A 15,492-nucleotide genomic window follows, 5' to 3' on the forward strand; every position below is an offset into this window, starting at 1 on the left:
GTCTTGCGCCACGACATTGGGGGAATGGCACAAGACCCGACCAAGACACCCGAGCCCACCGAAACGTGGGGCCAGAACGATAAGCCCGCACCCGCTGCAGCCACCAGTGACTGGGGTGCGGGTGATAAGGAGTTTCGACCAGACCCACCGGCGCGCGGTTTGAAGGGCTGGGCGCGTGACTTAGGCGCTGGTGCTGTCGATTTGGCCATCGGAGTGCCCGAGTCCCTTGTCGGATTGGCCGACATTCCAACTGGTGGGCGCGTCGGGAAATTCCTGGAGAACGAAGATGGTGCGGTAGGGTTCCGGCCTAAAGCCGCGCGCGAGGTAACAAGCGATTGGTACTCCGATGCCACCAAGGAGGCAGAGCGAAAGTTTCAGGAGGCTGATGGCCTTGTCGACAAGACGGTGGCAGCTATTCAGAACCCCAGCGTTATTGCCAAGAGCATCGGAACATCCCTTGGCCCAATGGGTCTGGGCGGTGTGGCTGCACGCGGCCTGCTGGCAGTTGCGCCCAAGGTGGCGCCGTGGGTGGCTGGCGCCATCGGTGAGGGCGTGGTGGGTGCGGGCTCTGCTGCTGAGCAGATTCGCCAGGAAACCAAGGACGGGCTGCTGACGCCCGAGCAGGCAGCACTGGCTGGCGCTACTGGCGTGACCACTACTGCATTCGGCGCGCTGGGTGGCCGTGTGGCCAACCGTCTCGGCATCGGCGAGGCTGACACCATGCTGGCGCAGGGCATCAAGGGCATGAACAAGGAGGCAGCCGATAAGGCAGCCTCCGCCGCGGCCAATCCGCTGGTGGCCGAGGCCGCCGTCAAGGGCATCCCGCGCCAGGTCATTGAGGGCGCAATCTCCGAGGGCTTCTTGGAAGAACTGCCCCAGTCGATGGCCGAGCAGATTTTCCAGAACATCGCGCTCGACAAGCCCTGGTATGAAGAACTGGACTCTGCCGCCGTCATGGGCGTACTGTCCGGTGGCGCCATGGGCGCGGGCGCCGCAGGCTTCAAGGGTGTGCGCGATTCCTTTGGCCAGAAGCCCCAGCCAGGCGACGCGCCCGGTGAAGAAGCGCCAGCCGATACGGACGCGCCGCCCGCCGCCCCCAATCCGGGGCTCAAGCGCGTAAGCGACGAGTTCGCCCTGCGCCTGCAGGCACTGCAAGAGCAGGAGCAGGGGGAGGTTGCTGTTCCACAGACTGCACCGCCCGATGCCGCCGTCGCGTTGGCGCGCCAGCAGGCCCAGGCCCAGGCCGAGCGCGATGCGCAGATCGCAGCCAGCCGCGCAGTGTCAAGCCCGGACGACGAGATTCTCGAATCAACAGGCGCTGCCGCCCCGCGCCCATCTGAAGCCATGGGCCTCCGTCCTGGGCCTGCCGCTGGGACGATGGAGAACGCCGCAGCGCTGGCCGTGGATAGCGGCGTCACCGCGCAGCTGCAGCAGGCATCCATGCTGGCGCAGGCGGCCGAGCAGGTCGAGAAGGCTAAGCCCGCCGACAAGAAGGAGCAGGAAGCGCCTGAGGTGAACCCCGAAACCGGGGAAATCGGCGGAATGGACTTTGCTCAGTGGAGCGACGCGGATCTGTCGGATCTGTATCGCACTGCCCAAGCGCCGGAAGTGCGCCGCCAGCTGGCGATGGAGTTGAGCAGCCGCCGCACCCGCCGCCAAGAAGCTCAATTGCAGGCAGAGCTGCAGGCTGATCTATCGGCCTCGGAGATGCCCGAGGGTGGCGACGGCGCTTTCGCCAGCGTGCAAGAGGACGCTGGCGCTGTGCCGGACAGCATCGAGATTCAGGGCGCCAGCAGCGAAGCGCCAGCGGCACCAGGCGCGCAGGCCCAAGGCGCGAACGTGGCGACCCTGGCCCAGCTCAATCGCAAGGTGCTGCCCGACATGAGCACCGACGAGCTGCACCAGCTGGCCAGCCTGCTGCCCGCCGACCATGCGCGGCAGAAAAAGATTCAGAAAGAGATTCAGGCCCGCGCCAAGGAGGCGCCGGGCTCTGCAACCAATGGAGCACAAACGAATGGCGTTGAAACCGCTCAAACCCAGCCGGCTGGCGCGCAACCGGCGAAAACAGGAGCAGCACCGGGCGCAACAAGCGTTGCAGCGCAAGGTCAAGGCACTGCACGCGCTGGCGCTGCACCTGCAACTACTGCCGCAGGACTGACCAATGGCACCACCACGACTGCGAACCCTGGAGCGCAAACAGCGCCAACGGCAAGCGCGCAAGCTCAAACGCAAGAAGCTGACCGCGCCCAACGCGCACAGCGCCTCGATGATGCTGGCGCCAGCTGGACCCGCATGCCAGTTGCCGAGCGCCAGGCCGTTGCAGCCCGCCTGGACGGCGTAAAGCCGGTCATCGCCAAGAACCTGCCCAGCTCGCAATGGGCGAACCTGAACGGCGATCTGCAGCGCAAGATCGCGGACGCCATCGCGCCTCAATCTATAAGCACTGCTGATACGTTGCCCGCCGCAGCCGCGCCGGTAGCGGCGCCCGCACCACAGCAGCGGGCGACCGAGCCCAAGAAGTCCAAGGCCGCCGAGCAGAAAGCGGCGGTGGAGCGCGTCTCTGCCCAGTACCTGAGCGGCGCCAAGGCAGGCGACACCATCACACTTTCCAAGGACTTCGACTACGCGAGCGGCAACAAGCCCTACCGCATTGAGAGCATCACGCCCAAGGGTGAGGTCTACATTGCTGACCCGGTGCGCGGCGGCAAGACATCCTTCAAGCTGGATCTGGCCCACGCCAACAAGGTCACGTACACCGTGTCCAAGGCCGCCGACCAGGCGCAGGCTGTGCAGAAGACCGAGCCCGCCCAGGAAGGCGCGGACAAGGACGGCAACACCATCGTCGGCCGTCGCGCCGATGGCGTCATGGTGCGCCAGGACAAGAATGGCGTGCGCTGGTATGCCGAGGGCGGGGTCCGTATTCAGGAAACCGTTTCCATGCGCCCGACCCGCGAGGGCATGCGCATGGCGCGCGGTGAGTTGAAACCCGAATTCATGACGGCCGCCGAGAGCGAGGCCGCCAAGCCTGCATCCGCGCCAGAATCTGAGGCCAAAAAGCGCTACAGCTACCACGAACGTGATGCTGGCATCAGTGCGCCGCAGTACGAATTGCAGAAGGCTGCCGTTGACTACCTCAACGGCGAGGCTGACAAGTCAGTCCTCGTAGCAAAAGCCGCGCAAGCGCTCCGCGATGGCGTCACTTTGGGCCAGGTGCATTCTCTTTATATGCGCACGTCCAACTTCACGACAGGTGATGGGTACGCCGCGATCCGCGCAGCAAGCCCCGAAATGGCGAGCGCCCTGGACATAGTGATGAATAGGGGATTGTTCACCAGTGGAGCGGTGAAGCAAATCGCAGCTCTTGGGCTCACCCGGAGCCAGTTGAACGCAGTCACGTCAGACGCGCACGTCTATGGGAAGAACTTCTCTGACGCAGACATGGCCGCTATGGAGGGCAAGCAGGAGAAAGGGCAGCCAGCCGGCAAGATCGAGGCCAAGAAGGGTTCCGCGCCAGCAACTGCCAAGAAGCCCAGCGCCGACCAGACCCGCGCCAAAGCCGACCTGATGAACGCGCTGGCCGACCTGGGCGACATCCTGGGCAAAAACACGCGCATGAACATGATGCCCGAGCAGGAGCAAAAGCTGCTGCCGGTGCTCACGCGCGTGCTGGACGCGGCTTTCCGCCTGGGCTATCACAAGTTCAAGGACGCGGCCAAGTTCTCGCTGGACCAGATCCGCGAGCACCTGGGCGCCGAGGCCGCCGACGCGCTGAGCCTGGATCACCTGCAGGGCGCCTACATCGCCATGGCTGGCGGCAAGAAGGGTGTCGATACCAAGCGCGCCGTGATTGATGTTGAGGACAAGGCAGACATCGAAGCCCATACAGCCTCCCCGGTAGAGGCGGAAACCGATACCATTGAAGAAGCGCCAGCAGGCGCTGACCAACAGGAGGGACAGCTCAATGAGCGCTCAGAGATACGAGGCGATGGCCCGCAAGCATTGGGCCAAGTGGCTGCCGCAGAAGGTGGCCGCCCTGAAAGCGGCCGGGGAGCTGGAGCAAGCGCTGCAGACAGCCGGGAAGGCAACGCAGCAGGAAGTGCTGGATCTGATGCAACAAGGCTTCCAGCAGCACGAAGCGGAGGAAGTGGCACTGGCGCAGTTCGTCCTGCTCAAACCCGAGCCCGCCGCGAACCTGGAGCCGTGGGAGCGCAAGGAAATGGCAGCGCAGGAGCGCGCGTACCGGAAGTCGATGGGCGCGTAGCCGTTCCTGGGGGCGAGGCAAGCGCCCCCAACATCCCCGCTACTGACTTCCAGATCACCGCCGACGTGGGGCTGGGCAAGGGCGGCGAGGTCCAAAAGTTCAACGACAACCTGGCGGCCATCACCGCGCTCAAGCGCATCGAGGCCGAGAACCGCCGCGCGACGCCCGACGAGCAGGCACTGCTGGCGCGTTACGTGGGCTGGGGCGGCCTGGCCAACGCATTCCCCGAGCCCATCAGCGGCAACTTCAAGGACAAGTGGAAAGAGCGTGGCGAGCAGCTGCGCGAACTGCTGACCAAGGAGGAATACACCGCTGCGCGCCGCTCCACCCGCAACGCGCACTACACCTCGCAGACCGTGGTGTCGGCCATGTGGGAAATGGTGCGCCGCCTGGGCTACCGGGGCGGCCTGGTGCTGGAGTCGTCCATGGGTACCGGCAACTTCCTGGGCCTGGCGCCCAAGGACATGGCCAACCAGTTCGTGGGCATCGAGTACGACAGCCTGACCGCGCGCATCGGCCAGGCGCTCTACCCGCAGGCGACTGTGTTGCACTCCGGTTTCCAGAAGGTGCCGGTGGCAGACAACGCTTTCATGCTGAACATCGGCAACCCGCCGTTCGGCAGCGAGTCGCTGCGCTTCCAATACAAGCCCGAGCTGCAGGGCGTGTCCATCCACAACCAGTTCTTCCGCGCCGGCATGGATGCGCTGCGCCCTGGTGGCCTGCAGGCCATGGTGGTGTCGCGCTTTCTCATGGATGCGCAGGACAAGAGCACCCGGCTGGCGCTGGCCCAGCAGGCCAAACTGGTGGGCGCATTCCGCCTGCCCGACACGGCATTCAAGGAGAACGCCCGCACCGACGTGGTCACGGACATCCTGATCTTCCAGAAGCTGGATGCCGGCGAGCAGGCCGCCATGCAGGTCGCCGTGGCCGAATACCGCAAGGTGGCCGCCAAAAAGAAGGACGCAGACGAGGCCGCCGCCGCGCTGGTACCGGCCTGGGTGGATACTGTGCAGGTGCCCGACCCACTGGGCGGCGAGGCCATGACGGTGAATGCCTATTTCCGCGACAACGCCCGCAACGTGCTGGGTGTCATGGAGCGGTCGGGCTCGATGCAGCACGGCGCCGATATCACGGTGCGCCTGGACAAGCAGACCGACCTGGGCGCACTGCTGCGCGAGGCCACCAACCGCCTGCCTGAGAACGTCCACAGCGTTGACGAGCAGGTGATGGAAGCCACGGCCGCGCGCCACAAGAGCATGAGCGATGCCCTGCGCATCGCCGTGTCTAACGAGGAAGCCGGCCACGTCAAGAGCACGCCCGAAGGCCTGCAGCGCGTCATCGAGCGCGAGACGCCAGAGGGGGACTTCGAGTTTGCCTATCAGGCGATCAACGAAAACAGCCCTTGGAGCGAAGCGCTCAGCCAGGACGCCAACGGGAAGTGGTACGTGCTCGAGCAGGCGATCGACGCGGACGGCAAGAAGCTCAAGGTGCTGGCCGCCGACGGCACGCCGACCCGCCGCAACCTGTACGAGCGCAAGGTGTTCGACACGCCGGCCGATGTGCCCGAGTCGATGCGCCTGGGCAAGCTGGGCTTGCAGCGCCTGCAGGGTCTGGTGGGGCTGCGCGATTTGCTCAAGCGCCAGCTGGTGCTGGAAACCGCCGACGCGGCGCAGGCCGTGATGGAAGGCAACCGCAAGGCGCTGGCCAAGGCCTACGATGCCTTCGTGAAGGCGAATGGCCCGGTCAACCGCGTCACCAACCTCAAGATGGCCATGACCATGCCCGATGGCGGCCTGGTGGCTGCCCTGGAAGTGGGCTACCAGCCCGCGCGCTCTGCCGACCAGGCCGCGCGCTCGGGCCTGCCCGCGCAGAAAGAGCAGGCCCAGTCTGCGCCGATCCTGCGCGAGCGCGTGGTGCCCAAGTACGAGCCCGCGACCAAGGCCGCCACGGCATCGGACGCGCTGGCCATCACGCTGGCCGAGCGCGGCCGGGTGGACATGGAGCGCATCGCCTCTTTGCTGGGGGTGAACGAGGCCGAAGCCGCGCAGCAGCTGCAGCAAGGCAACGAGCCCCTGGTGTTCCAAGACCCTGAGACGCAGGTCTGGGAGACAGCCGACGCCTACCTGTCGGGCATGGTCAAGCGCAAGCTGAACGCTGCCCGCGCGGCTGGGCTGGCGCAGAACGTGCAGGCGCTGGAGAAAGTCATTCCCACCGACTGGACTGCTGAGAACGTGGCCGCCACCATGGGCGCCACCTGGGTGCCGGCTGATGTCTATGGCGAGTTTGTGCAGCACCTGGCCGGGGGCAAGGCTCGGGTGTCGTTCTCTGCGCTCACCAACAGCTTCAACGTGACGGTAGACAGTGCCGACCGTGCAGCGCTGGCCAACTGGAGCACCGAGGGCGCGCCAGTCGATTACATCGTCTCGCGCATCCTCAACAGCAAGGCTGTCACCGTGATGGCCCGCGATGCGGACGGCAACACCTTCATCGACAAGGAAAAGACCGCGCTGGCCGGGCTCAAGGCCCGCGAGATCGAAGCGGAGTTCGGCGACTGGGTATTCAAGGACGGCGAGCGGCGCCAGCGCCTGGTGGAAATCTTCAACGAGAAATTCAACACCCGGGTGGTGCGCCAGTTCAACGGCCAGCACCTGCAGTTGCCAGGCAAGGTGCCGGATGCCCTTATCAAGATGCGTCGCCACCAGATGAACGCCATTTGGCGGGGCATCTACGAGCGCTTCATGCTGGTCGACCACGCGGTGGGCGCGGGCAAGACCTTCACCGCCATTGCTCGCGCCATGGAGCGCCGCCGCATGGGCCTGTCGCGCAAGCCTATGATCGTGGTGCCCAACCACCTGGTGGAGCAGTGGGAGGCGGACGTGTACCGCCTGTACCCGGGCGCCAAGGTGCTCGCCGCCGGCAAGAAGGACTTCGAGGCCAAGCGCCGCCGTCGCCTGTTCGGCAAGATCGCCACGGGCGATTGGGACATTGTGATCGTGCCGCATTCGTCGTTCGGTTTCATCGGCATTGCGCCCGAAACCGAAAGCCGCTACCTGGAGCAGGAAATGGCCCAGGCCCAAGCAGCCATTGAGGACGCCTGGGCACAAGCGCGCGAGGACGGGCAGGACAACGGCCGCCGCAAGCCGTTCAACGTCAAGGAGGCCGAGCGCTTGGCCGAGAAAATCCAGGGGCGCATGGATCGGCTGGCCGAAGGCGTGCGCGACCGCCTGCTGACTTTCGAGCAGCTGGGCGTGGATGACATGAGCGTGGACGAGGCCCACGAGTTCAAAAACCTCTACTACTCGTCCAACCTGACCGGCGTGCGGGGCATGGGAGACAAGACCGGATCGCGCAAGGCCAACGACCTGTACAACAAGGTGCGCGTGCTGCGCGACCATCCCACCGGCAGCGTCACATTCCTGACGGGCACTCCCATCAGCAACAGCGCGGTCGAGATGTTCACCATGCTGCGTTACCTGGCTGCCGACTCGCTGCAGGAAATGGGCCTGACCCACTTCGACGCCTTCCGCGCCCAGTTCGTGGAGGCCACCCCAGCGTTTGAGCCCACGGAATCGGGCCGCCTCAAGCAGGTGACGCGACTGGGCCGCACCTGGTCGAACATGCGTTCGCTGATGGACCTCTATTACCAGACCACGGACGCCGTGAGCCTGGAGGACATCAAGCGCTTCTACGCCGAGGACAACAACGGTGCGGCCTTCCCGGTGCCCAAGATCGCCGGGGGCAAGGACCGCCAGCTTGTACCGATCAAGCCGACGCCCGCCCAAGATGCGGAGCTGAAAGCCGTGATGGCCAGCTTCGACGGGCTGGACGACATCCAAGACCCCTACGAGCGCAACGCTGAGCGCCTGCGCCTGATGGACCGTGCCCGCAAGCTGTCCCTGGACATTCGGGCCGTGGACCCGCGCAGCGCCAGCCAGGAAGAAGGCGGCAAGCTGCAGGTGGTGGCCGAGAACATCAAACGCATCTATGACAAGTGGACGCCCGACCTGGGCACGCAGCTGGTGTTTCTGGATCGCTCGGTGCCCAAGGCCAAGGGCGACGACAAGATCCTCAAGGAGTACGACGACCTGGTGGCCAAGCGCTCCGAGGCTCTGCGCGTGGACGACCAAGAGGCCTTCGATGAAGCGCAGGAGGCGCTGGACCGCTACGACGCCAACGAGATAGCAGAGCTGCGGCTGGCGCAGTCTTCGCCTTGGAGCGCCTACCAGCAGATCAAGAACAACCTGATCGCCGCAGGTATCCCTGCCGAGGAAATCCGCTTTGTGCAGGAGGCGAACAACGATGAGCAGAAGGCGGCTCTGTTCGATGCGGTCAACGGCGGCAAGGTGCGCGTGCTGCTGGGCTCCACCCCGCGCATGGGCGCCGGCACCAACGTGCAGCAGCGCATCGTGGCGCTTCACCATGTGGATGTGACCTGGAAGCCCAGCGACATCGAGCAGCGCGAGGGCCGGGCCATCCGCCAGGGCAACAAGCTGCTGGAGAAGTACGGCGAGGACTTCGAGGTGGAGCTGCTGGCCTATGCCACCGAGCGCACGGTAGACGCCAAGATGTGGGACTTGAACGCCACCAAGCTGCGCACCATCAACGGTATCCGCAAGTACGACGGCGCTTTCTCGATGGAGTTTGACGACGAGGAAGCCGTGGGCATGGCCGAAATGGCCGCGCTGGCATCGGGCAACCCCATGCTGCTGGAGCGCGTCAAGGTGGAGTCCGAGATCCAGACGCTGGAGCTGCAGGAGCGCGCGCACCGCCGCAAGATGTGGAGCGTTGAGGACGAGCTGCAGGCCGCCCGCAACGCCATTGCGCGCAACCCCGAGCGCATCGAGGCGGCCAACCAGCGCCGCGAGCAGGCCGAGCAGGCTCTGGGCGCGCTGGAAGCCGAAGCGGCCAGCCGCAGCGTGACGGTCGAGGGCCAGGCCTACAGCACTGTCCGCGATGCCTTTGCGGCTGCCGAGGAATCCATCAAGGCGCAGCAAGGCGGAAACGACAAGGCGCGCTACGCGCTGACCATCGACGGCAAGCGCGTGACCACCAAGGAAGCGGTGTCCGACCAGATCACGGGCGCCCTGGGCGACGTGGACTCATTCGCCGCGACCGTGGGGGGCAAGACCTTCACCCAGCGCACTGCCGCCGCCCGCGAGGTGGCCGAGCGCATGAACAAGGCCATGAAAGGTCAGACCGAGCTGTCCAATCTGCCGGTGGGGCAGATGCTGGGCTATGACCTGGTGGCCGACTTCCTGCCCATGCAGCTCAAGGACGGCACCACGGTTCACGAGCCGAGCCTGACCCTGATGGATGGCGACCGTACTGTCGCCAGCCACTCGGGCAACGTGCAGGCCGGCGAGCTGTCGGGGACCAACCTGCGCGGACTGCTGCAGTCGCTGGCCAACGACATCCACCGCAACGCCCGCAGCAACGAGGCTGAATACCTGGCCCAGGGCCTCGAGCGCGCCAAGCGCGACCTCCCGGGGCTCGAAGCGCGCAAGGGTGAGGGCTTCCCCAAGGCTCAGGAGCTGGGCGACAAGCGCAAGCGCCTGGCCGAGCTGGTGTCGCTGCTGGAAGGCAAGGCCACGGCACAGCCCACCACTGAAGCTCAGGCAGAAGGCCTCGACGGGCAAGATGATGCGCATGCGGGTGCAGCACTTCGCAATGGCGCAGGCACGGCGACAGACAGGGCACTGATGGACATGGTGCGCGAGGGTAAACCGGCACAGGATCTGCTGCAGCTGATCGCCGGCACGTCAAAAAGCCGGTTCAACAAGCAGGTCGCGCGCCTGCTGACCAAGGCCAAGGTGTCGCCCAACGTGGTGCTGGAGGCTGGAGCCCTGGGCGGTGATGGCAATTTCACCTTCTTGGCCCGGTACCGCCGCAGCAATGACACCATTGGGTTGACTGCTGGCGCACAGGCCCAGGCCGAGCAGATCCTGCTGCACGAGATGATCCATGCGGCTACGCTGAAAGCGCTCGATCGCAAAGGCGTGGCATCCCTGCAGATGCGCAAGCTCTATGAGCACGTCAAGAAGCAGGGCGGCGCCAATGGCACCTACGGCATGAAGAACGTGGGCGAGTTCGTTGCCGAAGCGTTCACCAACCCCGAGTTCCAACGCCAGCTCAAGCAAATGAGCGCTCCATCGGGCAACGTGCTCAAGAGCGCATGGGATTCGCTGGTGCGTATCCTGCACACTATCTTGGGCCTACCGGTGGACTCCACCAACGCGCTGTCGCAGGCACTGACCCTGGGAGTTGAGGTGATGCGCGAGAACGTGGCGCTGCGCCGACGTATGGCGTCCTTAGACAAGATTGCTGGCGATCAACAGGGACCTTCGTCAACCAGAGAATCAGTCGGAGCCAAGAATACTGACATACGCTATCGCACCGAGAATGCTGGTCAGAGCGATCAGCGCGTAGACAAAGGCTTTACGGTTGCGCAAGCGGAGGGGATTATTCAAGGATTGCGCAAACGCTCCCCTTTCCTCCAGGGTGTGCAAGTCGTTCTCGACCCCTCCCAGGTGCCCGAGATCGCGAGCAACTGGGACCCGAGCATCCAGGCCATTCCAAAGGGTGCCACGCTTAGCACCGGCGAAGTCTATATCTTTGCCGGCGGTCATTCCTCCAAGCTCGACCTTATCCAGACCGTTTTTCATGAGCTATTCCATTCTGGTGCGCTCCGCCTCGGTGACGGGAACGTGCACTACAACACGATGGTTCAAATGGCTAAATCTGACCCCCGCGTGGAGCAAGGGGCCAGGGCTTGGCGTGAAACAGAAGTGGGCCGGGCTCAAATGGAAGCGATCCGTGATGCAAATCCTGGTAAAACCGACAACTGGGTCACGCAGCTGCATTATGCAGTTTCGGTAGAGGAATCATTGGCGGAAATCTCGGAAGACCTGACGCGCAATCGAATGGTGGGCACAAGGCGCACAGTGCTGGTTCGCCGCTTGTCCGTGGCGCTGTCCCGCATTGCAGACTCGCTTGGCTTCCATGGGCTGGCCGCGCACATCCGCTCTCTGAATCTGACCCAGACTGAACGTTTCGTTCTGGACACCATCAGTATGGCCTCGCCGGGCAATACCACCCCATTCAATGGGCCGGCCAATGGTCCTGCAGTTCGCTACCGGGCAACTGCCACAGAAAAAAATGACGGTTTGGGGGCAGCTGCTACCGCAATCAAGGACGGAGCCATGGCCTACGTGCACGACGCCATGAGCCAGGCGCCCGGCACCGTCCACTGGTGGCACAAGACTGTGGGCACCATGAACAACCTGGCCGAGCGCAATCCCGCGTTCAAGCCGGTGTTCGATGCCGCCCAGCAGTTCACCGACGACGTTTCAAGCCTGGCGAATGACGTGGCCAACCTTGCCCCGCGTCTGATCCCGCGCCTGGAAACCGTTGGTGACCTCAAATTCTGGGGCAAGGATGCCCGCAAGCCCATCAGCGGGGAGGACAACACCGCGATCGCCAAACCGCTTTTCGAGGGCACGCTGATGTGGACCCGCGACATCCATGGCAAGCCGGTGACCGTGGACGCGCTGGAAAAGGAGACTGACACCTGGGACACCAGCACCAAGGAGCACTACCTGATCGCTACCAAGGAGCTGAGCGCTGCTCAGGCGCGCGCCTGGCAGGGCCTGCCGCTGGCGCAGTACGAGAAGCTGGTGACGGACGCCTTCAAGAACAAGGTGCTCAAGCCCGGCATTCGCTGGACGGACGCCGAGCTGCGCAGCATGTTCAAGCTGACCGACGGCCAGCTGAGCCTGTTCAAGGAGGCGCGCTCCACCATCGACGCCAGCATCGACACGACGGCGCGGGCCGACATGATGCGCATGATCGGCGAGGAGTACCGCGACATGCGTGAGGCAGTGATGGAGGCCCCCACGCTGGATGACGCGCTGACCCTGGTGACGCGCACCCTGCAGGATGAAGCCAATGCCAACCCCGACAACAGCGCCCGGCTGATGGAGCTGCACAACTCGGTGGTGACCGGAGCCACCAAGGCGCGCGACCTGGTCGACAAGGGCTATGCACCGTTGTCCCGCTTTGGTGAGTACAAGGTATGGGTACGTGGCAAGGATGGTGAAAGCCTGTACTTTGGGCTTTTTGAATCTGCTCGGGAAGCTGCCGCTATGAAGGTGAACATGGAGGAAATGTATGGCAAGGAGCCGGGCGTATCCATAGAACAGGGCACCATCTCGAAACATGAGTACAAGCTACTTGCTGGCGTGACGCCTGAAAGCCTGGAGGCCTTCGGCACCATGCTCGGCCTGGACACGAAAGGCAACGAAGCCAAGGACTCGGCATTCCAGGAATACATCCGCCGCACTAAAAACAACCATTCGGCCCTCAAGCGCCTAATCCACCGTAAGGGCATTGCAGGTTACAGCCAGGACGTGGGCCGCGTGCTGGCCTCCTTCGTCTACAGCAATGCACGCCAGGGTGCTGGCGCATTGAACGCGGGCATTATGGAGAAGGCCATCGAAGAGATCCCCAAGCAGGAAGGGCAGCTTCGGGACGTGGCCATCGGTTTGCGCTCCTATATCCAGGATCCCCAGGAGGAAGGCCAGGCCGTGCGCGGCTTCTTGTTCGCACAGTACCTGGGGGGCTCCGTGGCCTCGGCCGTGGTCAACATGCTGCAGCCGGTGCAGATCACCTTCCCGTGGCTCAGCCAGTACGGCGGCGTCAAGCAGGCGGGTGCGCAGCTCACCCGGGCTTTCAAGGACATGGCCACGGTGGGCAAAACCTACGAGCCAGATCTGGCGAAGGCCTTGAAGCGGGCAGAGGACGAGGGCACGGTGAGCCCCCAGGAAATCCACCAGCTGATGGCGCAGGCCCGGGGCGAGGCCAGCCTGCGCGCTGGCGACGGCACCGCGCTGGGTAACGCTCGGGCAACTGCCAGCAACGCCTGGCGCCGCACGGTGGTGGCCTGGGGGCAGCCGTTCGCCTGGGCCGAGCAGCTCAACCGCCGCTCTACCTTCATTGCGGCCTACCGGATCGCGGTGGCCGAGAAGATGGCCGACCCCGACGCTTTTGCGGCAAAAGCCGTAAAAGAAACACAATTTCAATATAGTAAGTCAAATAAAATGCGCTGGGGCCGAGGCGCCATCGGCGGAACGCTGATGACTTTCAAGTCCTACTCGGTGAGCTACCTGGAGCTGATGGGCCGTATGTGGAACGCCGGTACGCCCGGCTCGCAGCAGCGCGCGGAGTCCCGCAAGGCACTGGTGCTGATGGTGGCCATGCTGGCGCTGATGGGCGGCGCCGGTGGCCTGCCGTTCGTCGAGGACGTCGAGGATCTGGTCAACGGCCTCATGAACAAGATGGGCTACAACTGGGACAGCAAGCAAGCGCGCAAGCAGTTCCTGCAGCAGGTGATTGGCCAGGCTGGCGCCGAGTTCATCAACAGCGGTATCTCGGGCCTGCCTGGCATGCCGATCGACGTGGCCGGCCGCCTGGGTATGGGCAACCTCATCCCCGGTACCGGCTTGGTCGGTCCACAGACTGACAAGAGCCGAGATCTGCTGGAGCTTGTTGGGCCAGCTGGTGATTTTGCGAAACGCATCTTCAATGCCGCTGGCATGGCTCTGGGCGGTTCCGTGGGTAGCGCAGCTCTGGAGGCGTCTCCCGGCGCTGTGCGTAATGCGGTCAAGGGTGTCGATATGGCCACCAGCGGCATGTACAAGGACGGCCGTGGCTACAAGGTCATCGACACGAACCTGGGTGAGGCACTGTCCAAGTTCATCGGGTTCCAGCCGCGCGCTGTGGCAGACGTGCAGGAGGCCAATGGCGCGATGCAGAAAAGCCGCAGCTTCTATACCCTGCAAAGTTCCGAGATCAAGGCTCAGTGGGCTGATGCACTGTTTCGCAAGGATGACGCCGCGCTGGAGAGCGTGCGCGAGCGCCTGGCCAGCTGGAACCGCAAGAACCCGGATATGCCCATAGTTGTGAAGATCCCTGAAATCATGAAGAAGGTCCGCGAAATGGGCAAGGACAAGCAGCAGCGTATTGCCGACACCGCACCCAAGGCGCTGCGCCAACAGATGCGGGAAATGGCGCAGGAGACGAACCGCTGACACCTAAAAATCGACTGCGAAAAACGCCATGACGCTGGTAAAGCAAGATGAGGGCCAAGTTCACAGGGTAGTTGCTAGGTCGCTTTAGCGCATCGATGATCTGGCTGTCGGTGAAACGAGATTTCTTCGTGGTAGAGATTCTTCTGTGAGAGCCTCTACTTCTCAGCACACTGGAATTGCGGGGGATGACCCTGGCATCTGCTAAGCTTATAAATGCAACAAAAGATTATGGAGGTGTTGGGATGGAGCCCAAGGGACGCGGTGGATGGCTTGCTGTACTGCTTTTTTCGTTGATTTTCTCAACTCTTTATGTAATTTCTGGAAACTTGGTTCCTATTGCCGAAGCTGAGCAGCGTGGTGTTGTTTGGCCGAATGGATTCAAGCCAGTGTTTTACCTTTCGGTTCTGCTGTCGGCTGGTGTCATTGCCACTGCTGCTTGGATGTTGATAAAGCATGATGAGTGGTACTCGGTGAATATTGCGATTAGGTGCATGTGGATTGGTGCGCTAGCTTCTATTTTTGTACCGGCTTTCGTTCTGGCTAGATACATTCCAGGCACGGATGTATCTGGCGAAGTAGTGCGAGGAACGTTTAGTAGCTTGTTCTGGCTAATCGTTTGGACACTGTATCTTCTAAAATCCAAGCGAGTTAGGAACACCTATTCAAAGGGGGCTCCGTACCTTTATAGTGGTAGTAGCAGAGCCGAATCTTCAACGCAAAATATTGTTGAGTCTCAGCAAGCTCCAGAAGAGACAGAAAAAGCAAGCCCTGTACAGCCGCCAACATCTGCACAAGTATCCCCGGCTCTAGCCCAGGAGGCCCAACCTCACCGAGCAGCGGTGACGCTTAAATTCACCATGTTTCGCGCTGATGCTGATGGTAAGTGGTATTGGGTCCTGCAGGAGACGGTGGAAGGCAGGACGATTTGCCGATCATCAGGCAAGGCAAGTCGTAGCGAGTGCCTTAAAGATATTGGTTTGCTGCGTACAGGAGCCACCGACGCCACTATCTGGGACAAAACCGCCAACGAGTTTGTGATGGGTCAATAGCCTGTGCACAGTGTTTAAAGCCAGCAGTACAGGGAGGCGGAGGGGCTCCCCGGTATAGGGTTAGACGGCAGAGGCATGCCCCGCAAAACTGCGAGGC

At 63.3% G+C, this 15,492-nt stretch carries 2 protein-coding genes; both read left to right on the forward strand.

What is annotated here, in order from left to right; all coding sequences use genetic code 11:
• Positions 1-24: 24 nt before the first annotated feature.
• The gene (locus ACCQ08_RS03280) at positions 25-14,346 is read left to right on the forward strand and encodes a PLxRFG domain-containing protein (protein ID WP_373448887.1); all 14,322 of its coding nucleotides are present in this window, start codon (positions 25-27) and stop codon (positions 14,344-14,346) included.
• Positions 14,347-14,531: 185 nt separating this feature from the next.
• Positions 14,532-15,395 carry a DUF2569 family protein gene (locus tag ACCQ08_RS03285; RefSeq protein WP_373448888.1) on the forward strand — a complete coding sequence of 288 codons (864 nt, stop codon included), beginning with the start codon at positions 14,532-14,534 and terminating at the stop codon, positions 15,393-15,395.
• Positions 15,396-15,492: the final 97 nt, after the last annotated feature.

This window comes from Comamonas sp. SY3, assembly GCF_041730275.1.
GTDB classification, from domain to species: Bacteria; Pseudomonadota; Gammaproteobacteria; order Burkholderiales; family Burkholderiaceae_C; genus Comamonas; species Comamonas sediminis.